The 24,218-nt window shown below is 38.6% G+C and carries 22 protein-coding genes, 2 tRNA genes and 1 pseudogene; 13 read left to right on the top strand and 12 right to left on the bottom strand.

Annotated elements, in window-relative coordinates:
* Window positions 1-74 precede the first annotated feature (74 nt).
* Window positions 75-1,736: a fructose-specific PTS transporter subunit EIIC gene (locus C228_RS0105835; protein WP_018651744.1), complete on the top strand. Its 1,662-nt coding sequence runs from the start codon at window positions 75-77 to the stop codon at window positions 1,734-1,736.
* A 59-nt stretch (window positions 1,737-1,795) separates the two neighbouring features.
* On the opposite strand, the pseudogene C228_RS14320 reads toward C228_RS0105835, so the two are convergent.
* Window positions 1,796-3,123 (bottom strand): annotated as a pseudogene (locus C228_RS14320) (IS3 family transposase).
* A gap of 182 nt (window positions 3,124-3,305) precedes the next feature.
* On the opposite strand from C228_RS14320, the gene C228_RS0105850 reads away from it, so the two are divergent.
* From C228_RS0105850 to C228_RS0105860, 3 genes are all read left to right on the top strand, one after another.
* Entirely contained in the window at window positions 3,306-3,890 is a 585-nt protein-coding gene (locus tag C228_RS0105850; protein WP_018651745.1) for a LemA family protein, read from the top strand.
* Window positions 3,891-3,960: 70 nt separating this feature from the next.
* Window positions 3,961-4,410, top strand: a complete 450-nt coding sequence (locus tag C228_RS0105855) for a TPM domain-containing protein (protein WP_026313212.1) — start codon at window positions 3,961-3,963, stop codon at window positions 4,408-4,410.
* Window positions 4,407-5,210, top strand: a complete 804-nt coding sequence (locus C228_RS0105860; protein WP_018651747.1) for a TPM domain-containing protein — start codon at window positions 4,407-4,409, stop codon at window positions 5,208-5,210. The genes C228_RS0105855 and C228_RS0105860 overlap by 4 nt, the downstream gene beginning before the upstream one ends.
* Before the next feature lie 233 nt (window positions 5,211-5,443).
* Here C228_RS0105860 and C228_RS0105865 read toward each other — a convergent pair.
* Together C228_RS0105865 and C228_RS0105870 are read right to left on the bottom strand one after the other, a co-directional pair.
* Window positions 5,444-5,520, bottom strand: a tRNA-Arg gene (locus C228_RS0105865).
* A gap of 44 nt (window positions 5,521-5,564) precedes the next feature.
* Window positions 5,565-5,641: transfer RNA gene (locus tag C228_RS0105870), tRNA-Pro, on the bottom strand.
* Window positions 5,642-5,832: 191 nt separating this feature from the next.
* Between C228_RS0105870 and folD the strand changes: the two genes are divergently transcribed.
* Window positions 5,833-6,690, top strand: a complete 858-nt coding sequence (folD, locus tag C228_RS0105875) for a bifunctional methylenetetrahydrofolate dehydrogenase/methenyltetrahydrofolate cyclohydrolase FolD (protein ID WP_018651748.1) — start codon at window positions 5,833-5,835, stop codon at window positions 6,688-6,690.
* A 138-nt stretch (window positions 6,691-6,828) separates the two neighbouring features.
* Window positions 6,829-8,364: an L-lactate MFS transporter gene (locus C228_RS0105880; protein ID WP_018651749.1), complete on the top strand. Its 1,536-nt coding sequence runs from the start codon at window positions 6,829-6,831 to the stop codon at window positions 8,362-8,364.
* 95 nt (window positions 8,365-8,459) lie between these two features.
* On the opposite strand, the gene dapA is transcribed toward C228_RS0105880, so the two are convergent.
* Both dapA and C228_RS0105890 read right to left on the bottom strand, forming a co-directional pair.
* Window positions 8,460-9,353: a 4-hydroxy-tetrahydrodipicolinate synthase gene (dapA, locus tag C228_RS0105885; protein WP_026313213.1), complete on the bottom strand. Its 894-nt coding sequence runs from the start codon at window positions 9,351-9,353 to the stop codon at window positions 8,460-8,462.
* A gap of 157 nt (window positions 9,354-9,510) precedes the next feature.
* The gene (locus tag C228_RS0105890) at window positions 9,511-10,452 is read right to left on the bottom strand and encodes a Kdo(2)-lipid IV(A) acyltransferase (RefSeq protein ID WP_018651751.1); all 942 of its coding nucleotides are present in this window, start codon (window positions 10,450-10,452) and stop codon (window positions 9,511-9,513) included.
* Window positions 10,453-10,616: 164 nt separating this feature from the next.
* On the opposite strand from C228_RS0105890, the gene hpf reads away from it, so the two are divergent.
* Entirely contained in the window at window positions 10,617-10,934 is a 318-nt protein-coding gene (gene hpf, locus C228_RS0105895; RefSeq protein ID WP_018651752.1) for a ribosome hibernation-promoting factor, HPF/YfiA family, read from the top strand.
* Window positions 10,935-10,994: 60 nt separating this feature from the next.
* Here the strand turns inward: hpf and truA are convergent, their stop codons facing one another.
* Both truA and folE read right to left on the bottom strand, forming a co-directional pair.
* Window positions 10,995-11,783, bottom strand: coding sequence for a tRNA pseudouridine(38-40) synthase TruA (gene truA, locus C228_RS0105900; protein ID WP_018651753.1), 789 nt, complete (start codon window positions 11,781-11,783; stop codon window positions 10,995-10,997).
* Between the two features lie 86 nt (window positions 11,784-11,869).
* Window positions 11,870-12,526, bottom strand: a complete 657-nt coding sequence (gene folE, locus C228_RS0105905; RefSeq protein ID WP_018651754.1) for a GTP cyclohydrolase I FolE — start codon at window positions 12,524-12,526, stop codon at window positions 11,870-11,872.
* 100 nt (window positions 12,527-12,626) lie between these two features.
* On the opposite strand from folE, the gene C228_RS0105910 reads away from it, so the two are divergent.
* Window positions 12,627-13,331: a 3-deoxy-D-manno-octulosonic acid kinase gene (locus tag C228_RS0105910; RefSeq protein WP_018651755.1), complete on the top strand. Its 705-nt coding sequence runs from the start codon at window positions 12,627-12,629 to the stop codon at window positions 13,329-13,331.
* Window positions 13,332-13,375: 44 nt separating this feature from the next.
* Here the strand turns inward: C228_RS0105910 and metQ are convergent, their stop codons facing one another.
* The 5 genes from metQ to metN all read right to left on the bottom strand — a co-directional run bounded on the left by metQ (window position 13,376) and on the right by metN (window position 17,724).
* Window positions 13,376-14,167 carry a methionine ABC transporter substrate-binding lipoprotein MetQ gene (gene metQ / locus C228_RS0105915; RefSeq protein ID WP_018651756.1) on the bottom strand — a complete coding sequence of 264 codons (792 nt, stop codon included), beginning with the start codon at window positions 14,165-14,167 and terminating at the stop codon, window positions 13,376-13,378.
* Window positions 14,168-14,241: 74 nt separating this feature from the next.
* Complete coding sequence (locus C228_RS0105920) at window positions 14,242-15,060, bottom strand: MetQ/NlpA family ABC transporter substrate-binding protein (protein ID WP_018651757.1); 819 nt, start codon at window positions 15,058-15,060, stop codon at window positions 14,242-14,244.
* Between the two features lie 114 nt (window positions 15,061-15,174).
* A complete protein-coding gene (locus C228_RS0105925; RefSeq protein ID WP_018651758.1) occupies window positions 15,175-15,996 on the bottom strand; it encodes a MetQ/NlpA family lipoprotein in 822 nt (273 codons plus the stop codon).
* A 26-nt stretch (window positions 15,997-16,022) separates the two neighbouring features.
* On the bottom strand, window positions 16,023-16,700 hold the full coding sequence (locus C228_RS0105930; protein WP_018651759.1) for a methionine ABC transporter permease: 678 nt from the start codon (window positions 16,698-16,700) through the stop codon (window positions 16,023-16,025).
* Window positions 16,690-17,724 carry a methionine ABC transporter ATP-binding protein MetN gene (gene metN / locus C228_RS0105935; RefSeq protein WP_018651760.1) on the bottom strand — a complete coding sequence of 345 codons (1,035 nt, stop codon included), beginning with the start codon at window positions 17,722-17,724 and terminating at the stop codon, window positions 16,690-16,692. Before metN ends, C228_RS0105930 begins: the two co-directional genes overlap by 11 nt.
* Window positions 17,725-18,081: 357 nt before the next feature.
* On the opposite strand from metN, the gene C228_RS0105945 reads away from it, so the two are divergent.
* The 5 genes from C228_RS0105945 (at window position 18,082) to C228_RS0105965 (ending at window position 24,214) form a co-directional block, all read left to right on the top strand.
* Complete coding sequence (locus C228_RS0105945) at window positions 18,082-19,095, top strand: arabinose ABC transporter substrate-binding protein (protein ID WP_018651761.1); 1,014 nt, start codon at window positions 18,082-18,084, stop codon at window positions 19,093-19,095.
* 32 nt (window positions 19,096-19,127) lie between these two features.
* The gene (gene araG / locus C228_RS0105950; RefSeq protein WP_018651762.1) at window positions 19,128-20,618 is read left to right on the top strand and encodes an L-arabinose ABC transporter ATP-binding protein AraG; all 1,491 of its coding nucleotides are present in this window, start codon (window positions 19,128-19,130) and stop codon (window positions 20,616-20,618) included.
* Window positions 20,619-20,643: 25 nt separating this feature from the next.
* The gene (araH, locus tag C228_RS0105955) at window positions 20,644-21,615 is read left to right on the top strand and encodes an L-arabinose ABC transporter permease AraH (protein WP_018651763.1); all 972 of its coding nucleotides are present in this window, start codon (window positions 20,644-20,646) and stop codon (window positions 21,613-21,615) included.
* 16 nt (window positions 21,616-21,631) lie between these two features.
* A complete protein-coding gene (gene araC / locus C228_RS0105960; RefSeq protein ID WP_018651764.1) occupies window positions 21,632-22,486 on the top strand; it encodes an arabinose operon transcriptional regulator AraC in 855 nt (284 codons plus the stop codon).
* 129 nt (window positions 22,487-22,615) lie between these two features.
* A complete protein-coding gene (locus C228_RS0105965) occupies window positions 22,616-24,214 on the top strand; it encodes a xylulokinase (protein ID WP_018651765.1) in 1,599 nt (532 codons plus the stop codon).
* Window positions 24,215-24,218: the final 4 nt, after the last annotated feature.

A 24,218-nucleotide genomic window follows, 5' to 3' on the forward strand; every position in this document is an offset into this window, starting at 1 on the left:
AGAATAACGGACACGAAGCATCGTGTCCCTACCGTTCAAATTTAAAATTATCTCAAACTTATAAGGATCTCAACATGAATATTTCCTTTGTATTCCCTCACTCACTGGGTAAAGCCCGTGCTTTCCTTGTGAATGAAGTATTATCAGCAGCAGCTAAGCAGCAAGGTCATCAAGTTGTAAACGCTGAACAAGCTGATTTTGTCGTGTTATTTAACGATGAAATTCCGACTAGTGCTGCCGGTAAACAAGGTGCGGTGGTGAATTTAGACCAAGCTTTTGCTCAACCGGAAGCGACGCTTAAACAAGCGGCCGAAAATGCAAAAACTTTTGCAAATGCAACCGTTTCTAGCACATCAAATTTAGATATGAAAAACATCGTAGCAGTAACCGCTTGCCCTACTGGCGTGGCACATACTTTTATGTCTGCGGAAGCAATTGAAAACTACGCCAAAGCACAAGGTTGGAACGTTAAAGTTGAAACACGTGGTCAAGTTGGTGCGGGTAATCCGATTTCTGCGGAAGAAATTGCAGCGGCAGACTTAGTCTTTGTGGCGGCGGATATTGACGTGAATTTAGACAAATTCAAAGGGAAACCGATGTACCGTACGTCAACCGGTTTAGCGTTGAAGAAAACGGCACAAGAATTTGAAAAAGCGTTTGCACAAGCAACTGTTTATCAAGGCGGTGCAACGACTGCACAACAAGCTGAAGGCTCAGTAAACAGTGAGAAAAAAGGTTTATATAAACACTTAATGACCGGCGTTTCGCATATGTTACCGTTAGTGGTTGCCGGTGGTTTATTAATTGCGATTTCATTTATGTTCGGTATTGAAGCGTTCAAAGATGAAACCATCGCAGGCGGCTTACCGAAAGCGTTAATGGATATCGGTGGCGGTGCGGCATTCCACTTAATGATCGCCGTATTTGCCGGTTATGTCGCATTTTCTATCGCAGACCGTCCGGGGTTAGCAGTCGGTTTAATCGGCGGTATGTTAGCAACGACAGCCGGTGCGGGGATTTTAGGCGGCATCGTAGCTGGTTTTCTTGCAGGTTATACCGTCAAATTTTTAAACGGCGTGATTCAATTACCGGCAAGTTTAACTTCGCTTAAACCGATTTTGATTTTACCGTTATTAGGTTCTGCGATTGTTGGCTTAGCGATGATTTACCTCATCAACCCACCGGTAAAAGGCATTATGGATGCTTTAGTTGAATGGTTAAATTCAATGGGGCAAGCAAATGCGATTATCTTAGGCGCAATCCTTGGTGCAATGATGTGTATCGATATGGGCGGCCCGGTAAATAAAGCGGCATATACGTTCGGCGTCGGCTTAATCGCTTCTCAACAATATACGCCAATGGCGGCAGTTATGGCAGCAGGTATGGTTCCACCTATCGGTATGGCGATTGCAACGTTAATCGCACGTAATAAATTTACCACTAACCAACGTGATGCAGGTAAAGCTTCATTCGTATTAGGTTTATGCTTTATTTCTGAAGGCGCGTTACCGTTTGTTGCGGCAGATCCGGTGCGTGTAATTATTAGTTCTGTGTTAGGCGGTGCAATAGCCGGTGCAATCTCAATGGCATTTGCGATTACACTCCAAGCGCCACACGGAGGCTTATTTGTGATTCCATTCGTTTCACAACCGTTAATGTACTTAGCGGCAATCGCAATCGGCTCAGTGGTAACTGGCGTGATTTACGCGGCAATCAAACAAAAATCATCAGAATAATTCTTTTGTAATAAATAAAAGCGGAGCTAAAATGATCTGACCCCAAAAAGTTAGACTGTTTAATTTAAGGACTGAGTTCTCTGTATTGTACAGGACTGAGTCCTTTTAATTTAACTTGAATACGCTCATTGTTGTAATAATGAATGTACGCATGAATCACTTTTCAAGCTGTTCGAAGGTTTCAAATCGCTTACCAAAGTAACATTCCGTCTTCAGCCGCCCAAAGAAACTTTCCATTGCTCCATTATCCAAGCAATTCCCTTTTCTCGACATACTTTGTCTAATATGATGTTTCTTCAGCATTTCTTGATAGCCTGCCATCTGGCCAGCCTTGGTCGGAATGTAAAATCGGTTTAGCCTCCTTAGGCAGCTTTGTTACCGCTTGCTTTATCATTCGCATTACTTGCTCAAAGTTCGGGCTTCTTGCTAAATCATAAGTCAGAATTTCACCATGAAATAAGTCCTTAATCGGCGATAAATAGAGCTTACCTTCTGCACATTTAAACTCGGTAATATCCGTGACTAATTTTTCATTTGGCGCCGTTGCGTGAAAATCCTGTTGCAATAAATTCTCGGCAATTTTACCCACTTCTCCTTTGTAAGAACGATATTTCCTCTGATTACATTTTCCTTTTAAATTAAGCTGTTGCATTACCGCTTGAACTCGCTTATAGTTAATCGCACCAAAAAAATCACGTAACTTTAACGTAATACGACGATAACCATAATTTCCATCATTATCCTGATAAATCTCAACAACTTTCTGCTTAATCACTGCATTTTTATCGACTTTAGGATGTAAGTGATAAAAGAAAGCACTGCGTTTTAAACCTGTCAAATGGAGTAGAATTTCTAATGGGAAATCCACCTGCAACGTTTTTACGATGGCTGTTTTTGCCGCATTTTTTGTTGGTTGAACTCCCACAATTTTTTAGGTAAGCATTCTCCGCTTCCAGCTCTAAAATACGATAACGTAAGCGTTCTTCTTCGGTCTTAGGTGGCGGAGGCATTTTCGGGTATTTCGGTTTCATTGTCGGACGACCTTGGGGCTTGGGTAATAAGCCGTTTATACCTTGTTTTTCAAAGGCTTGCAACCATTGGCTAATCGAACCTGAATGAACAATACCAAATGAAGGGAGGCACTTTCTGCAGAAAATTGCCCTTTTTTGACCGCTTGTATGACGGTCAATTTGAATTCGGGAGAGTATTTTTGCTTCTTACCCATCACCGCTAACCCATTGATTCCGTTATGATTAAATTGAGCAATCCATTGAGTTAAGATTGTCTTGGGTAATTGAAAATGTCGTTGAGTGAATAAACGGTTTTTGTCGTTTTGAAGATAAAACTCGATGACGTGTTGTTTAAATAGTGAGTTATATTTGGTCATAAAAAATCTGCACCTTAATCCGTTGGAGATTTTGTCCAACTTTTGGGGGGCAGATCAAAAAAGCTCCGATTTTTTATCCAACACATATCGTTTTTCTGAAAACTTTTGTAAGTTTACTAGGAAATTCGACCGCTTATCTATAAGATCCTTCCGTTTTTTTAACCTAAAATAGGACTTTTAATATGAAGAAAATTTTTTGGATCTTAGTGATTGCTGTACTTGCTGTCGGCGGTTTCTCTTTAACGAAATATAACGACTTAATGCGTGCAGAAGAAGATATCAACTCAGTGTGGGGTAATGTGGAATCAGCTTACCAACGCCGTGCAGATTTAATCCCTAACTTAGTGAACACCGTAAAAGGCCAAGCAAACTTTGAAAAAGAAACGTTAACGTCTGTGATTGAAGCTCGTGCTAAAGCGACTGCGGTGACTATTGATCCAAACAATGTCACTGAAGAACAAATGGCGAAATTCCAAGAAGCGCAACAAGGCGTAAATTCTGCCCTTTCTCGTTTATTAGTTTCAGTTGAAAAATACCCTGAATTAAAAGCACACGAAGGTTTCTTAAATCTTCAAGCTCAGTTAGAAGGTACGGAAAACCGTATTAATGTTGAGCGCAATAACTTCAACGCTGCGGTGAAAGAATACAATAAACAAGTGCGTGAGTTCCCAACCAAAATCGCTGCGATGATTATGGGCTTTAAAGCTAAACCACAATTCAAAGCGGAAACGGGTTCGGAAAAAGCACCAACGGTTAACTTCAACTAATTGATTTATCACGGAAAACACGGAATGTTTGGATATATTCTATGTTTTCCGTGAATTTTATGATAACGATATGAAATTATTTTCTTTTCTTTCAAATAAATTGCCTGTTGATACCCAGCGTATCGAACAGGCAATTTCACATTTAGAACAGCAAACATCTGCCGAACTACGCGTAGTTGTTGAACGTAAAACTAAAGAAAAAACCGATGCAATGACTCGTGCCAATCAACTTTTCGATGAATTAAAGATGCGAGAAACGGCAGATCGTAATAGCGTACTGATTTACCTCTCGTTCAAACCGCACAATTTATCGATCGTCGGCGATAAAGCGATTCATGAAAAAGTCGGTCAAGTTTTTTGGCAATCGGTTTATGATGCGATGAAACAACAATGTCAACAAGCGGGTTATACTCAAGCAATTTGTGACGGCATTAAACAAGTGGAAGCGCAGTTAGTCGCTTATTTTCCTCGTCGTGATAATAATATAAATGAATTGTCAAATGAGGTGGTGATTAAATGATAAAAGCGTTCTTTAAGCCAATTTGGTTTATCTTGTTGGCATTTTTCACATTAAAAGCCACTGCTGCAAATAACTACCCTGCTGCACCGAATCCTTTTTATTATGTGACCGATTACACCAAAACATTAACTCAACAAGAATGGCGAACCTTAGAAGATGCGCTAATTGCCAACCGTGCAAAAACCAGTTCACAAATTATTGTAGTGATTGTGCCCTCAACCAATGGTGAAGATGTCGCAAGCTATTCACATAACTTATTTAATAAATGGGGCATCGGTCGCACCAAAAATAATGAAAATAACGGTATATTATTATTGATTGCCAAAAACGATCGAAAACTGTTTATTGCAACCGGCAGAGGTTTAGAAGGTGTATTGCCGGACGCGATTGCTTCAACTATTATTCGCCACAACATTACACCGTACTTCAAACAAAACTTATATGCGGAAGGGATTGCCAGCGGTTTGTCTGCGATTATGGCGGCAATTAACGGCGAATATGCGGCTTATGATAGTTATGGCGAAGAATCTTTAGAGCAAATTGACGGCTTACTGTTCTTCCTCGTTGCTGGTATTGTGATTTTCTTAATCTTCCGACCGGGCAGAAATAATCAATACATCAGCCCAAGTGCCGCAGATCAATTAGGTAGAATCATCATTAATTCATCTCGTCGTAGAGGTGGTTTTGGCGGCGGCTCTTCTGGTGGATTTGGCGGAGGCTTCGACGGCGGAAGTCGAGGTAGCGGCGATAGCTTCGGGGGTGGTTCTTCCGGCGGTGGTGGCGCAGGCGGCAGCTGGTAAACTCGCTTTTCAAACTCATTACAAGCGGTTAAATTTTAGGAAAAATTTGCAAAAAACTTCCTAAATTTAACCGCTTGTTGTTTTAAGCATTATGCTTAACTCAAAAGCCAACCATTTGTTAGTACACGCAGCAAACGTAAAATTAGTGGCACAATTTTGACACAATCCCAAAATGTAGCAGCATAGAGCAATATTATATCTAAGGCTAAATCATTGATTTTAAAAGGATAAAATGGCACGCCCTAAAGGATTCGAACCTTTGACCCACGCCTTAGAAGGGCGTTGCTCTATCCAGCTGAGCTAAGGGCGCAAGTGAGATAAATATTAAGGAAGAAATATTTATGAAAGATAAAGTGGTCGGCGAGATAGGATTTGAACCTACGACCCACTGGTCCCAAACCAGTTGCGCTACCAAGCTGCGCTACTCGCCGACCGAAAATTAATATTTATTATAGACTTATCTAAAATCTCGTCAATTTCTTTTTTGCTAATCGCAGTTCGATTGCTTGAACTTTGTTCGCAAATACGAATAATAAATTAGCTCATCTCTCACTTGCAAATCACCTTTTTTCTGCCAGAATAGAAATGTTTTCACTTCATTCACATCTAGACAGGAGAAACTATGACCGCACAAATCATTTCAGGTACTGCAATAGCCAAGCAAGTTAAAGCGAATATCGCCGAACAAATTCAAGCTCATACGGCGCAGGGCAAACGTAAACCGGGGTTAGCCGTAATTTTAGTGGGGATGGATCCTGCTTCTCAAGTTTATGTGAATAGTAAACGAAAAAGCTGTGCTGAAATCGGTATTGAATCGAAATCTTACGACCTTCCAGCAGCTACAAGTGAAGCCGAATTACTGGCAATTATCAAGCAATTAAATCATGACGATTCGGTAGACGGCATTCTGGTGCAATTACCGCTACCGAAGCAAATTGATGCGACTAAAGTCACTGAAGCGATTGCGCCGCATAAAGATGTGGACGGTTTCCACCCTTATAATGTTGGGCGTTTATGCCAAAAAATTCCCACTTTACGTTCTTGCACCCCATACGGTGTCATGAAATTACTAGAAAGCACCGGCGTGAATCTTACAGGTTTACACGCTATTGTTATCGGTGCTTCAAATATTGTAGGTCGTCCGATGGCAATGGAATTATTACTTGCCGGCTGTACTGTTACAGTCACACACAGTCGCACTAAAGATTTAGCTTATCATGTCTCACAAGCGGATATTGTGGTGGCAGGCGTAGGTAAACCAAACTTTGTAAAAGGTGAATGGATTAAAGACGGTGCAATTGTAATTGATGTCGGTATTAATCGTGTGGACGGAAAATTAGCCGGTGATATCGAATATGCTACAACAGAGCCTAAAGCGAGCTTCATAACGCCAGTACCCGGCGGGGTTGGTCCAATGACAGTTGCCATGTTGATGCAAAATACACTACAAGCTTACGAAGCACACTTACAAGCGGTCTAATTTTCTATAAATTTAACACTCAAAGCCTCTTTAAACCAAGAGGCTTTTTTATTGCAATTTATTTGCGCAAACGTTTGCGCAAATAAATTTTAATGTTATACTAATGTTAAATCAGTGTTAATACAATTTGGAGTATCCATGTCATTCTTAGATCGTGAAAAAACGATTGCGCCTTTGCAATTTAATCGCTGGCTTATTCCCCCAGCCGCACTTACCGTACATTTATCCATCGGGCAAATTTACGCTTATTCGGTGTTCAATGCGCCACTAACCAAAGTAATCGGCATCACTCAATCAGCTGCTGATGACTGGAAACTCACAACGATTGGTTGGGTATTTAGTATCGCCTTAGCAGTATTAGGTGCTTCTGCTGCACTATTTGGTACTTGGATGGAACGTGTCGGCCCTCGTAAGGCGATATTTGTCGCAACCATATGTTTTAGCTTAGGTTTTCTCGTAGCAGCATTTGGTGTACATACTCACAATCTGTGGCTATTATATTTAGGGAATGGTGTACTGGGCGGTATTGGCTTGGGACTCGGTTACATTGGCCCGGTTTCTACTTTAATAAAATGGTTTCCGGATAAACCAGGTATGGCAACCGGTTTAGCGATTATGGGCTTTGGCGGTGGTGCTATGCTCGCTTCGCCGATTTCGGTTGCATTAATGGATTTCTTCAGTAGCCCAACGTCTATCGGTATTATTGAAACCTTTATCGTATTAGGTGTGTTCTATTTCATCTTTATGATGTTCGGTGTCTTTACTATTCGTTTACCACATCCCGAATGGAAACCAAAAGGCTTTGTTGATAATAAACCTAAAAATAAATTGGTCAGCTCATACAATGTCGGCGTAAATAAAGCAATGAAAACGCCACAATTTTGGTTACTGTTTTGGATCTTATGTCTAAATGTAACGGCGGGTATCGGAGTACTTGGTCAAGCGTCAGTAATGATTCAAGAATTATTCTCCGAAATTTCAGTCGGCAAACAGGCAATAAGTACCTTAGCGGCAGCCGGATTTGTAGGCCTACTCAGCTTATTTAATATGGGTGGGCGCTTCTTTTGGTCGAGTATTTCGGACAAAATCGGACGTAAAAACTTATACTCTATTTTCTTCTTACTGGGATCGGTGCTTTATTTTGCCGTTCCGTCATTAGGTGAAAGCGGTAACAAAGCGTTATTTGTGGTTGGTTTCTGCGTGATTATTTCTATGTACGGCGGTGGTTTTGCAGCAATCCCAGCTTATCTGCGTGATTTATTCGGTACTTACCAAGTTGGCGCAATCCATGGACGAGTTCTGCTCGCATGGTCAACTGCCGCAGTGGCGGGCCCAGTGTTAGTGAACTATATCCGCCAAATGCAAATTGACAGCGGTGTACCGGCAGCACAAGCGTACAGTATCACCATGTATATTATGGCAGCGTTATTAATTGTCGGTTTCTTTTGTAATTTAAGTGTGAAAGCCGTACATGAAAAACATCACGAATTACCGATTAAGGAAGCTGCACATAGTGCTAAACCAAGTGATGAAACTGTGATCTCAGATACTTATCTCGTAGCTGAAGAAGTTGCTCACGGTGGCTGTATGGTGTGGCTACGTTGGATTATTGTGACCATACCACTCGTCTACGGTATCATCATGGTATTTGCTAAAGTGGTAGAGCTGTTCTAAACGAAGAATTGCAAATTTTCTAGCAAATTTAACCGCTTATCCAATAAAAAACCCCGTATTTACTACGGGGCTTTTTTTATCACGAATACAAGCAGTTAAATTAAACCGGCTTTTTGCAATGCCGCTAATACTTTAGGTTGAGCCACTTCCGATAAAGTAGTTAATGGTAAACGTAAATTCGGTTCACTGATTAAACCTAATTTATAAGCTGCCCATTTGACCGGAATCGGGTTCGCTTCAATAAATAAATCGTGATGTAATGCCATTAAACGTTGGTTAATAACTTCCGCTTCATCAAATTTACCGGCTAATGCAAGCTCGCACATTTTTGCCATATCTGCGGCTGCAACATTATTGGTTACCGAAATCACACCTTGCCCGCCAAGTTTCATTGATTCTAAACCTGTCGCATCGTCACCGCTTAAGAAAATAAAATCTTCACCAGCTAATTGTTTAATTAAAGGAAGACGAGTTAAATCGCCCGTTGCTTCTTTTACCCCGACAATATTTGGAATTTTAGCCAAACGACCGATAGTTTCCGGTTTTAAATCGCTGCCGGTACGGCTCGGTACGTTATATAAAATTTGTGGTAAATCTGTGCTTTCTGCAATTGCTTTATAGTGTAAATACATTCCTTCTTGAGTCGGTTTATTGTAATAAGGAACCACGCTTAAACAGCCTGCTACACCGCTATTGGTTAACAATTTGGTTAAAATAATTGCTTCACTGGTTGCATTAGAACCAGTACCTGCAATCACAGGGATTCGACCATCCGCAAATTCCACAGTTTTCTTGATAACCTTCACATTCTCATCGATGCTTAATGTAGTTGATTCGCCCGTTGTTCCTACCGATACAATACCGTGTGTACCGGCTTGAACATGATATTCAACCAATTTTTTTAATTCTTCATAATTTACTTCGCCATGAGTCATTGGTGTGACAAGTGCAACAATACTACCATGAAATAAAGGGGTTGCCATAATCATCTCCTGTACTTTTTTGTTATGTGCAATGTTTATTTGTTAGATTGCAAAATTCGCTTTAAATATGCAAGTACTTTTTGCGAATAACCACTAAAAAATTTATTTAAATCACCTTAGTAAAAATAAACCCGACACTATAAGTATAAATGTCGGGTTTATTTTAATCATATAAACTTTTATCCGCTTCTTGAGGACGTGTTTTAAATCGTCGATGTAACCACATATATTGGCTTACTGATTTAAGAATCTCAGCTTCCACAACCTTGTTCATTTTCGTTGCAGTATCCAGTTCATTTTCACATTCACTAAAATCGACCGCTGGACTAATCTTTACCGTATATCCGGAAAAGTCATCATTTCGAATCGGGCTAAACGGTACTACCACTGTATTCGGTGCAGACCGCAATAACATACGAGTACCCGCAGTGGTACAAGCTTCTGGCACGGCAAAAAACGGAACAAACACACTATTCTTACGCCCATAATCATGATCCGGCGCATACCAAATCGTCTCACAGGCCTTTAAAGCTCGAACCATGCCACGTAAGTCTTTACGATCGAGCATCGCTTTATTTGAGCGTACTCTGCCTCGAAACTGAATCCAATCTAATAACGGATTATCATTCGGTCGATAAACACCTACACCTTGATGATGAAGCCCCACAATGCGAGCTCCCATTTCCAACGTAAGAAAATGCACGCCAACAAATAAAATACCCGCACCTTCCGGCTGATTTTTAAGATGTTCTAAGCCTTCAATCTTAGACCATTTAAGGATACGTTTATCAGACCAAAACCACGCCATACCGGTTTCAATAATAGCCATGCCGACCGATTCAATATTTTTATCTAGAATAGCTTGAATTTGCTCTGTTGAATACTGAGGAAAACAAAGTTCCAAATTACGGCGAGCAATATGCATTCTACGCTTACCGAAACCAAGTTTAGCAAATAGTTTTCCAAGCCCCTTGCCCACGACAACTAAGGCTGGATAAGGTAAACACAAAATTAATTTAAATAGGCCCAATCCAAGCCAAAGCCCCCAATATCTAGGGTGCAAAAACTGCCATTCAAATGGAGGAAATTTTGGGGTACTCGTCATTTTTCGTCATCCTTATGTTCCGGATAGATTATAATCAAAAACGCAGAAAAAGTGTTAACTAGATCAAATTTTTAAATTTTGCTTCATTTTTTGACTTGATATTTTGGAGTAAAAGTCATATTTTGAAATCAACTTAATAACCCCTTCACAAAGAGGAAAATGCTATGACAATCAATATTTCAAGTAAACAAATGGACATCACTCCTGCAATCCGTACCCGTATTGAAGAACGCTTAGCGAAACTCGAAAAATGGCAAACTCAATTAATTAACCCGCACTTTATGATTCATAAATTACCGAATAGTTATGAGGTTGAGGCATCAATTGGCACTCCAGTTGGAGAACTTTTTGCGAAGGCTGATAACGAAGATTTATACAAAGCAATCAACGAAGTCGAAACAAAACTTGAGACGCAATTAAATAAATTAGTACATAAAAATGAAGCTCGTCGTACTGACAACACGTTAAAAAGCGTACAATAATGACTCAATAAATAGTGGCTAACTTTAAAGCCAAATCAAAATTTGATTTGGCTTTTTTTATTAATTATCTGCAAGAAATAACGGGCCTAATGCGGTTTTAGGAATACCGAAATGCTCCGGATAATGCACATCCACCAAATAGAGTCCTTCTGCTTTTGCGGTTGGTGCTGCCAACGTACGATCTCGTTGTGCTAACAACCATTCAATCCACTCCACCGGCTGTCTTCCCTGCCCGACTTCAATCAAGCTTCCGACAATATTCCGAACCATATGATGTACAAAAGCATTCGCCTGAATATCCACCACAATATAATTGCCTAATCGGCTCACATTCAGATGATGAATATTACGCCAAGGGGTATGCGATTGACATTTTGCAGCACGGAATGAACTAAAATCGTTCTCGCCCAATAAGAACTGACCTGCCTCGTGCATTTTTTGATGATCTAATTCATGATGATAATGCGAGACACCTTTCGGCAAAATTGCCGAACGCAGTTTGTGATTAAAAATGATATAACGGTAGCGTCTTGCTGTGGCACTAAAACGGGCGTGAAAATCTTCTCTCACTTCTACCGCCCATTTCACCGCAATATCGTCCGGCAAATTCGCATTCGTGCCGAAACACCAACTTTGTAGCGGACGTACTGCTTCCGTTTCAAAATGTACCACTTGCCCCGTGCCGTGTACACCTGAGTCTGTACGCCCCGCACAGAAAACTTCTACCGGTGCATTTGCCACAACCGACAATGCTTCTTCTAACTTTTGTTGCACGCTTTCTACTTCGTCTTGACGCTGCCAACCGAAATAACGGCTTCCGTCATATTCAATGCCTAATGCTATTTTCATTTGTAAAATTTCTCGTTTTTTTGACCGCTTGTTACGGCCTCATTGCTCTATTCTATATATAGCAAAAGTGGGCTTTCGCCCACTAATTATTTATTGATTAAGCCCAAAAATTCTTTGCGTGTTTCTCGGTCTTCTAAGAAAGCACCGCCAAATGCCGAAGTTACCGTATAGCTATTGGTATCTTTCACTCCACGGCATTTCACACAGAAATGCATTGCTTTCACATAAACCGCCACATCTTCGGTTTCTAAAATAGTTTGGAATGCGGTCAGAATTTGTTCGGTAAAACGCTCTTGTACCTGCGGGCGTTGAGCAAAGAATTGCACCACTCGATTAATTTTAGATAAACCAATCACCCATTTTTTAGGGTAATACGCCACCGCAACTTTACCGTCAATCATTACAAAATGATGTTCACAAGTGGAAGTCAGAGTAATATCGTCCACTAATACCATTTCACTGACTTTCATACGATTTTCAATATTGGTAATTTTCGGGAAAGTCGCATAATCTAAGCCACTAAAAATTTCATCCATATACATTTTAGCTAAGCGGTGCGGTGTTTCTTCCAAACTATCATCTTGTAAATCTAAACCAAGTAATTCCATCACCGAACGCATATGTTGTTGAATTTCTGCGCGGCGGGAATCTTTGTCTTTAGTTAATTGAATGGTTGGGGTTTCAATGCCTTTCGCAATTAAGGCTTCACGCACTTTTTGGGCTTCTGCGGAGATAATGCTCATTGGGTTTCCTCTAAAAATTAAGGCAGGAATTTTAACAAATTGACATCAAAAAAAATAGCACTAAAATTTAACTTAATGATAACCAATCTAAATAACTTGTATGATTTTTTACCACTTTAATGCCAAACTTGTCCCTCACTCACAAATAGCCCCCCTAAAAACGTTACTTAATTGCAAAAATTTTGCCGATTCCGACCGCTTGTTAGGCTCATCCAAAGGCAGAGGCATTACTTGGTTTCTAAACACGCAAGCCGAATTGGGTGTAAATGTAGTGCTTCGTCATTACTATCGAGGTGGACTATTCGGTAAAATCGTCAAAGATCAATATCTATTTAATAGGTTGGAAAATACTAGAGCGTTTCAAGAGTTTTCTTTATTGGAAAAATTGCACGAATGGAATTTGCCCGTCCCCCGTCCTGTTGCATTAAAAGTAGAAAAAAACTGTTGTTGGTATCGTGCTGACATCATGCTGGAAAAAATTGAAGGGACGCAAGATTTGAGTAAATATCTCCAAACTCATGCGCTTTCCGATACGCAATATCAGCCAATCGGTAAATTGATTCGCCAATTACATGATCATCAAGTGCATCATTCGGATCTGAATATCCATAATATCTTATTTGAACCGACAAGCGGTCAATTTTTCTTAATTGATTTCGATAAATGCGGTATCTCGCAAGCCAATGATTGGAAATCGGAAAATTTAGCCCGTTTGCTACGCTCATTTAAAAAAGAACAAACACGTTTAAATATTCAATTTAACGAACAGAATTGGCAAGCGTTATTAACCGGCTATCATCAATAACAAATAAACCACGAATACAAATTCGTGGTTTATTTTTATATAGGCTACCAACCTTTTACCATTGCGCCTTTAAACACTTCATTCGCTTTATTAAATACTTCATCCGTTTGGTATGCTTTCACAAAGTCTTGCACTGCTGCTGAATCTTTATTGTCTTCACGGGCAACGATAATATTCACATAAGGCGAATCTTTATCTTCAACAAACAAGCCGTCTTTCGTTGGCGTTAAACCGATTTGCCCCGCATAAGTTGTATTAATCACTGAAAATGCCACATCATCCAGCGTTCTTGGTAACAACGGCGCTTCAATTTCTTTAATTACTAACTGACGAGGATTTTCAATAATATCCACACTTGTCGCTTTCGGCCCTGCATCTGCTTTCAATTTAATGAGTCCTTGTTTCTCAAGCAAAATTAATGCACGAGCCAGATTAGTTGGGTCATTCGGTACGGCAATCGTCTCACCGTCTTTTAATTCATTCAATGATTTAATTTTCTTAGAATACGCCGCTATCGGATAAACAAATGAATGACCGACTGAAACTAATTTATAGCCTTTTTCTTTAATTTGATTATCTAAATAAGGTTGATGTTGAAATGCATTTAAATCTAAATCGCCTTTATTTAACGCTTCGTTTGGTGTGGCATAATCGGTAAACACCACTAATTCAACCTCACGCTGATATTTCTCTTCAGCGACTTTTACCGCCACTTCCATTACTTGATGTTCCGGCCCTGAAATCACACCGACTTTTAATTTTTCCTGTTTCTCATTACAAGCGGTTAAAAATACCGAACAAATTGTAACCGTACTTAATACATTTTTTAATTTCATTTTATTCTTCTTCATTTAGTAAAAAGCGGTAATTTTTTGCAAAAAATTCACAAAATCTTACCGCTTATCATGAGTTACCAGCCTTTTACAATACCGCCTGGGAAGTGTTTAAGTGCTTCTTGGTACACCTCTTCGGTTTGGAATGCTTTGACAAAGTCTTTGATTGCCGGATTGTCTTTGTTGTCTTCACGAGAAACGATCAAATTCACATACGGAGAATCTTTCGCTTCAACAATCACACCGTCTTTTTCTGGTGTTAAACCTACTTGACCTGCATAGTTATTATTGATGATTGCAAGATCCACATCATCTAATGTACGTGTTAATAATGCCGTATCAACTTGAGTGATTTTCACTTTTTTCGGATTTTCAACAATGTCGATTTCCGTTGCATAAAGATTTGTCGGATCTTTTAATTTAATAACACCATTTGCTTGTAACAAGAGTAACGAACGACCCGCTGTACTTAACTCATTTGAAATTGCAATTTTTGCCCCTTCTTTTAAATCAGTAATCGTTTTAACTGTTTTAGAATAACCTGCAATTGGAAACACAAAAGTATTTGCTTGCGCAACAAATTTATAACCTTTCTCTTTCATTTCACGTTCAAAGAACGGTACGGATTGGAACGCATTCACATCTAAATCACCGTGGCTAAGCGCATAATTCGGTTGGGTATATTCACTAAATTCAACCAATTTCACATCTAAGTTATATTTTTCTTTGGCGATACGTGCCGCTACTTCGTTTACTTGTGCTTCAGGCCCTTGCATCACACCAACCGTTAATGTTCTTGCTTCTGCTTTTGCCGTATCTGCCGCTTTCTCTTCTTTACAACCGGTTAATGCTAATGCTGAAACAACGACCAAACCAAATAATTTTTTGATATTCATAGAGTAAACCTCTCAATCCAGATAAAAAATAAGCGGTAAAATTCTCCCATTTTTTTGCAAAATTTAGATAAAATCTCACCGCTTGTTTGAGTAACAATTGGAATCAATAAATGATTACCAACCTTTTACTACACCATCTTTAAAGTGTTTTTGCGCTTCGCCGAACACTTCTTCAGTTTGGAATGCATTCACAAAGTTTTTCACCGCTTCGCTGTCTTTGTTGTCTTTACGCGCCACAATGATATTTACATATGGAGAATCTTTGTCTTCTACAAAAATACCATCATTCGCGCTTAAACCGACTTGACCTGCATAAGTATTGTTTACCACTGCTAAATCTACATCATCTAATGCTTTTGCCGCCACCGAAGTATCCACTTCTTTGATGTTTAATTTTTTCGGATTTTCAACAATATCTAATGTAGTTGAAAATAAATTTGTGTTGTCTTTTAATTTGATTAAGCCTTGTTTCTCTAAAAGAATTAATGCACGAGCAAGATTCGAAGGGTCGTTAGGCACTGCAACAACTGCACCTTCCGCTAACTCAGCAACGTTTTTAACTTTTTTAGAATAACCCGCAAGCGGGAATACAAAGGTATTACCTACAATTTCAAGGTTAGTTAAGCCTTTTGATTGGCTATCTTTATCTAAATACGGTTTGTGCTGGAAAGCGTTCGCATCTAAATCACCTTTGCTTACCGCCGTATTTGGTAACGCATAGTCATTGAATAATACGAATTCCACTTCTAAACCGTATTTTTGTTTAGCCACTTGTGCCGCTTTTTCCGCCACAGTATGTTCCGGACCAGACATCACGCCGACTTTAATTTTTGAAGTGGCTTGTGCCGCTGTTGCATCCGCTTTCTTTTCTTCGTTACAGCCGGTTAATGCTAAAACAGACACTAACGCCACGCCTAATACTTTCTTGAAATTCATAGGAAAACTCCTTTTTAATGTTGTGTTTAACGATGATCGTAACGTTTTGCAAGGTTATCGCCAATTTTTTGGCTGACCATTACAATCGCTACAATAATAATTGTTGAGATCCATTTTACATAGACCATGTTACGGTGTTCACCATAGCTGATGGCAAGGTTACCCAAACCACCGCCACCAACTGCACCCGCCATTGCTGAGTAACCAATTAAAGCCACTAAGGTTAACGTGATACCATTGATTAAAATCGGAAGTGATTCCGGTAAATAGAATTTACGAATCACCTGCCAATTGGTTGCCCCCATTGATTTAGCCGCTTCGGTTAAACCTGCAGGAATTTCTAATAACGCATTTGAAGTTAAACGAGCAAAAAATGGAATAGCTGAAACACTTAATGGCACAATCGCCGCCGTTGTACCGAGTGTTGTCCCTACTAATAAACGGGTAAAAGGTAGCAACACCACTAACAAAATAATAAACGGAACAGAACGACCGATATTGATAACAACATCTAATACCTGATGTAAACGTGGGTTCTCTAAAATCTCACCTTTGCCGGTTAAGAATGCTAAGAAACCGATTGGTAAACCGACTACCACAGCAAGTAAAGTCGCTGCAAAGCCCATATAGAGCGTTTCAAGCGTTGAAGTGCCGACTAAGCCCCACATTTGAGGCGTCAATTCTTGCATAAAACTATCCCACATAACCTAACACCTCCACTTTTACATTATTATCAATTAAATAGAATTTGGCTTCTGCAATCGAATCGTTATTACCGGTAACTTCCGCAATCACAAAACCGAATTTAACACCGCCCGCATAGTCAATTTGCGACATTAAAATACTGAAATCAATGCCAAATTTCTTCGATGCAATAGAAAGTAACGGCGCATCCACCGAACGACCGGTAAATTCAAATTTAATAATCGGTTTCCCGTTTGGCGTTTGATGCTCAGAAAGCTGTTCGGTATATTCCGCCGGTAATTCGTAATGGAATGTCGATTGAATAAATTTCTGTGCCAGTTCCGTTTTCGGATTAGAGAAAATCTCACTCACCGAACCGGTTTCAATTAATTGCCCTTTATCGATCACCGCCACTCGATCACAAATACGTTTTACCACTTCCATTTCATGGGTAATCAACAAAATGGTTAAGCCTAAACGCTTATTAATGTCTTTTAATAATTGTAAAATCGATTGTGTTGTCGCCGGATCTAACGCGCTTGTCGCTTCATCACATAATAAAACATGCGGATCACTTGCCAATGCACGGGCAATCGCCACACGTTGCTTCTGACCACCGGATAAATTGCTCGGATAAACGTCTTTACGTTCAGTTAAGCCAACTAATTCAATCAATTCATTTACTTTCTTCTCAATCTGCTCTTTCGGCGTATTGCTTAAAGTTAACGGTAATGCAATATTTTCATATACCGTATGTGAAGCCAACAAATTAAAATGCTGGAAAATCATCGCAATATTACGGCGAGCTAAAATCAACTCTTTTTCCGACATTGCGGTCAAATCCTGCCCATCCACAATTACACTACCGATCGTTGGACGTTCAAGTAAATTCACACAGCGAATAAGCGTACTTTTGCCCGCACCACTCGCCCCGATTACGCCGTAAATTGTCCCCTTCGGCACCTCAAGGTTTACATTGTCTAAGGCGGTAATCTTTTTACCCTTTACCTCAAACTGTTTGCTGATATTTTTCAGCTGAATCATAACAATATATCCATACTATAAATCAATTAAATTAGCTAGTTATTTTAGACGTCTAGAATGCTATGTCAATTCACTAAACCAGTTTTTTTATATCAAAAAGGAATAAAAGAACATTCAATCATTCTAAGAGCGAAAAAAGCGGTTGAATTTGCAAAATTTTTTACAAATTACTCATTCTTTATACATAAGGATTTAATTGTCGAATATATGGATTTTTTTGCTATAAATTCATAATGTGAAACAGATCACACATACACACTTTATATATTGCTATTATCCATTTGCATATTAAAGCACATGCCTATTTATCAAGCAGAAATGTTATTTAATAGTTACATTTAACTTTAGGAGTTTTATATGAAAACTAGCAAAAGAACTTTTTTAAAATCACTTTTAGCAGTTTCTATTCTTGCTATCAGTGGCTTACATTCAGGTTTTACCTATGCTAAATCTACAGATAACCTTAAATTAGGTTTCTTAGTAAAACAACCTGAAGAACCATGGTTCCAAACTGAATGGCGTTTTGCTGATAAAGCCGCTCAAGATTTAGGTGGTGTTGAAATCATAAAAATTGCGGTACCTGATGGAGAAAAAACATTAAATGCTATAGATAATTTAGCTGCTAATGGAGCAAAAGGATTTGTGATTTGCACGCCTGATCCTAAATTAGGTCCTGCTATTATGGCTAAAGCGAGAGCTTACGATTTGAAAGTTGTTACTGTAGATGATCAGTTCTTAAATTCTGCGGGTGAACCGATGGCGAATGTGCCGTTAATTATGATGGCGGCAACTGAAATTGGTGAACGTCAAGGTCAGGAACTTTATAAAGAGATGCAAAAGCGAAATTGGGATGTAAAAGATACAGCTGTGCTTGCTATTACAGCTGATGAGTTAGATACCGCTCGCCGTCGTACAGAGGGTTCTATTGATGCTTTGATTAAAGCAGGATTCCCGGCAGAAAAAATTTATAAATCACCAACGAAAAGTAATGATATACCCGGGGCTTTAGATGCAGCTAATTCAATGCTTGTACAACATCCTGAAGTCAAAAACTGGTTAATTGTCGGTATGAACGATAATACTGTGTTAGGTGGTGTTCGTGCAACTGAAGGGCAAGGATTTAAAGCTGAAAATGTAATCGGTATTGGTATTAATGGTACGGATGCGGTTAATGAACTATCTAAACCGAATGCAACAGGCTTTGTTGGTTCATTATTACCAAGCCCCGATGTGCACGGTTATCGTAGTACAGAAATGCTATATAAATGGGTAAAAGAAGGGATTGAACCACCTAAATATACTCCGATTGGTGATCCTGTTCTATTAAATCGTGAGAATTTTAGAGCCGAATTGGATAAAAAAGGTCTTTAATTTTTAACGAATAATTTCAGTAAGGAGGATGTATGGTTGCATATTTAGAATTTGATAATATTCATAAAGAATTCCCCGGAGTTAAGGCTTTACAAGGCGTTTCATTTAAATGCTATGAAGGTAAAATTCATGCATTAATGGGTGAAAATGGAGCAGGTAAATCCACCTTACTGAAAATTTTAAGTGGCAATTATTCTGCAACTCAAGGCAAATTACATATTGGTGGTCGAACAGTTAATTTTCGTAATACTAAAGATGCGTTGACTGCAGGTGTTGCCATTATTTATCAAGAATTAAATATTGTGCCTGAAATGACGGTAGCAGAAAATTTATGCTTAGGTCAATTTCCACATTCTTTTGGGGTTGTTAATCAAAAGAAATTAGAAGAAACAGCTCAATTTTATTTAGATAAATTGGAATTGAACATTTCCCCTTCTACTCAATTAAAAGATTTATCTATTGGGCAATGGCAAATGATTGAAATTGCGAAAGCATTAAGCCGTGGAGCAAAAATCATAGCCTTTGACGAACCAACCAGTAGTTTATCTGCCCCTGAAATCGAAAAATTATTTTCCGTGATTAATGAGCTAAAAGCAGAAGGAAAAGTGATTTTATATATTTCCCATCGTATGGAAGAAATTTTTAGAATTAGTGATGAAATCACTGTTTTAAAAGATGGACAGTTTGTACAGACTTTCTCCGATTTATCCAAAATAACTAATGATGATCTTGTGCGTAGTATGGTGGGGCGTAATTTAGGAGATATTTATAATTACCGCTCGAGAGAACTTGGGGAAGAACGTTTAAATATTTCTAATCTGTCAGGAACAGCACTTAAAGGTAATTTTAATTTAAGTGTAAAAGCAGGCGAAGTATTAGGATTATTTGGTTTAGTGGGAGCAGGACGCTCAGAATTACTTAAAGTGATTTTTGGAGCCGATAAAATCACACAAGGCTCGATAGAATTAGATGGAAATAAACTAACAATCAATTCGCCTAAAGATGCGATTGCGAATGGTATTGTGCTTTGTCCCGAAGATCGTAAAAAAGAGGGAATAATTCCAACCGCAACGGTTGGTGAAAATATTAATATTAGTGCAAGGCGTTTACACAATTTTATGAGCTTCATCATTAATGATAAATGGGAAAAAGAAAATGCTGAGTTCCAGCGTAAACAAATGAATGTAAAAACGCCTTCTATTGAGCAATTAATTGTGAATTTATCAGGTGGTAATCAGCAAAAAGTGATTCTTGGTAGATGGTTATCTGAAAATGTGAAAGTCCTCCTTTTAGATGAACCGACAAGAGGGATTGATGTAGGAGCAAAATCGGAAATTTATGATTTAATTTTTAAACTTGCAGATGAAAAGCTCGTCATTATTGTAGTGTCAAGTGATTTACCGGAAGTTATAGGTTTATCTGATCGCATAATGGTGATGAAAGGGCAACAAATAACTGGGGAAGTCAGCAGAGAAGATGCAACGGAAGCTGGTATTCTAAAACTTGCTATGGTTAATAACTAGAATTTTTACTGATGAGGAATATATTATGTCAGGCACTATGACTACAAATGTAAAATTAGCAACCCCAATTAATAAAATTTGGACTACTTATGGAATGTTACTAATTTTCTTTACGATTTTTATTGCGGCTTGTATCTTTGTACCTAATTTTGCAACCGTAATTAATATGAAAGGCTTAGGTTTAGCTATATCAATGAGTGGTATGGTAGCTTGTGGAATGTTATTCTGCTTGGCTGCTGGTGAAATTGACTTATCTGTTGCTTCAGTGATTGCTTGTGCTGGTGTAGTAACTGCCGTAGTGATTAACCTCACTCAAAGTGTATGGTTCGGCGTGTTAGCCGGTGTTGGGTTAGGTATTGCAGTTGGTTTATTAAACGGTTTTATTATAGCTAAATTAAAAATCAACTCTTTAATTACTACTCTTGCCAGTATGCAGATTGCCCGCGGTTTAGGTTATATTATTTCCGATGGTAAAGCAGTAGGTATTACCCAAGAAGAATTTTTTGAAATCGGTTATCAAGATTTCTTAGGCGTACCACTGCCAATTTGGTTTACCGTTCTTTGTTTTATTATCTTTGGTTTCCTATTAAGTAAAACTACTTATGGTCGTAATACTCTTGCAATTGGTGGTAACCAGGAAGCAGCTAGATTAGCAGGGATTAACGTAGATCGCACAAAATTAATGATTTTTGTCGTATCAGGATTTATTTCTGCGGTTGCCGGAGTGATTTTAGCTGCCCGTATGACAAGTGGTCAGCCAATGACATCAGTCGGTTTTGAATTAACTGCAATATCCGCTTGCGTATTAGGTGGTGTTTCATTAACTGGTGGCGTAGGTAGAATTTCATTTGTAATTGCCGGTGTCCTTATCCTCGGAACAATTGAAAATGTGATGAATCTTCTTAATATTTCACCATTTGCTCAATATGTTGTACGTGGTTTGATCTTGATGACAGCAGTAATTTTTGATAAATATAAACAAAAAATATTTAAATAAAATTATCGGAATAGTAATGCGAGAGCATAAACAAGATTTACAAAATAACCCTTTACTTCCTGGGTATGACTTTAATGCTTATTTAGTAGCAGGTTGTACTCAAATTGAAAGATCAAATGAGTTGGATTTTCCAATCTATAGACCTAACGGAATGAATGGTTATATTTTAAATTTAACTATTAAAGGGAAAGGTTCGGTATTTCAATATGATCACCAATTTGATTGTAAAGTTGGTGATCTTCTTTTATTTCCTCCAAATGCTGTTCATGATTATCAACGTTCTCCCGATTCTGACTCTTGGCATCATCAATGGATTTACTTTAGAGCCAGAACATTATGGAAAGATTGGCTTAAATGGAGTGATACGGTTCAAAATGTGGGTAGATTAACCATACCTGATCAAAAAACATATCAAAATATTTTGGCTTTATTTCAACAAATTGAAAAAGAGTATAATTCTAACCGCTTCTTTTCAGAAGCAATGTCGATGTGCTTGCTAGAACAATTAATTATTACCTGTATAGAACTAGAACCCTCCAACCAAAAAAGAAAAATAGAGCCAAGAATATTAGATGTGTGCAATTTAATTTCACAAGATATTCATATTAATCATAAAATTGAGGAATTAGCTGAATATATCCACATTTCACCTTCTCGTTTAACCCATTTATTTGTTGAGCAAGTGGGCACTAGCATAGTGAAATGGCGAGAAGAACAACGAATGATAAGAGCACGGCATTTATTACATACTTCAAATGCACCTATTTATCATATTGCTCGCCAATTAGGTTATGATGATCAGCTCTATTTCACTCGTTTATTCAAACGTTATACAGGATTAAGCCCTTCTGCATTTAGAGATTCTCGATAAAATTGTGATCTCAATCTCATTTAAAATAATGTAGCTGTTTTATCCATATAAATAGCTATTTATCCCCTAACTTTAGTTATTTTTGAGTGTTAGTCTAATGCTCACTTAAATATACTTTAGGGGATTTTTATGTCAGAAGCCAAAAAAGCCATTATTGACGGTAATATTTCACTAGGGATTGAACTTGGTTCAACCCGTATCAAAGCAGTGTTAATTGATATCAAGGGAAATATTCTTTCCGTTGGTGGATTTAACTGGGAAAATCATTATGTCGATGGAATATGGACTTATCCTTTAGATGAAGTTTGGATTGGGATTCAATCCGCATTTAAGGAATTAGCAGATAATGTATATAAACAATATGGACAACCATTACAAAAAATAGCCAATATTGGTATTAGTGCTATGATGCACGGTTATTTAGCCTTTAATCAAAAAAATGAATTATTAGTGCCATTCCGTACTTGGCGAAATAACTTTACCGGTGAAGCCTCACATCAATTAACTCAACTCTTTAACTATAACATCCCACAACGTTGGAGTATCGCTCACCTCTATCAAGCCATTCTTAACAATGAGCCTCATTTACCTGAAGTTGATTTTATTACCACTTTAGCAGGTTATGTTCATTGGCAATTAACCGGTGAAAAAGTGCTGGGTGTGGGGGATGCTTCAGGAATGTTTCCTATTGATTTAACAAGCAAAAATTACCATCAGAAAATGTTAAATCAATTCGACAACCAAATCAAAGATAAAGGATTTAATTGGTCTATTGTCCAAATTTTGCCTAGAGTACTGGTCGCCGGAGAAAAAGCAGGTGTTTTAACCGAACAAGGAGTATTATTACTTGATCCTACAGGTAGACTACAAGCCGGTTCTACTCTTTGTCCTCCAGAAGGCGATGCCGGTACAGGAATGGTGGCAACGAATAGTATTTCAGAGAAAACCGGCAATATTTCAGCGGGTACTTCTGCTTTTGCGATGATCGTACTACAAAAAGAACTCTCAAAAGTGTATGAAGAGTTGGATATGGTAACAACGCCAACAGGTAAGTTGGTTGCAATGGCACATTCCAATAATTGTTCTTCAGATATTAATGCGTGGGTTGGATTATTTAAAGAAACCTTATCTACTCTCAATTTATCTTGTGATACAGATACCTTATACCAAACGCTCTTTTCAAAAGCCTTAGAGGGCGATGCTGATTGCGGTAATTTGCTCTCTTACGGTTTTTATTCAGGTGAACATATTGTTGGCTTATCGGAAGGTTGCCCAACCTTTATGCACCCTGCGAATGCTAATTTCAATTTAGCGAATTTTATGCGAGTTCATCTTTATACCGCTTTTGCCGCAATGAAAATCGGAATGGATATTTTAATGCAGCAAGAAAAGGTTGAAATTAGCCAAATTTTAGGGCACGGCGGTATTTTTAAAACCGAAAATGTCGCTCAAAAATTCTTAGCTTCCGCCCTAAATGTGCCGATTGCTACTATGCAAACCGCAAGTGAAGGTGGAGCTTGGGGAATAGCCTTACTTGCAAATTATCTAAATGAGCATCAAAAAGGTGTTTCATTAGACGAATATCTCGATCATCAAATTTTTAATTCAACCACAGTTTCTGTTATAGAACCCGATGCCGAAATATCAACGGGATATAACGCCTTTATGCAACGCTATAAAAAAGGTTTTAGTATCGTGAAAGAAGCCGTTTTAGCATTTAAAGAATAGGAGT

This window comes from Actinobacillus capsulatus DSM 19761 (assembly GCF_000374285.1).
Classification (GTDB): domain Bacteria; phylum Pseudomonadota; class Gammaproteobacteria; order Enterobacterales; family Pasteurellaceae; genus Actinobacillus; species Actinobacillus capsulatus.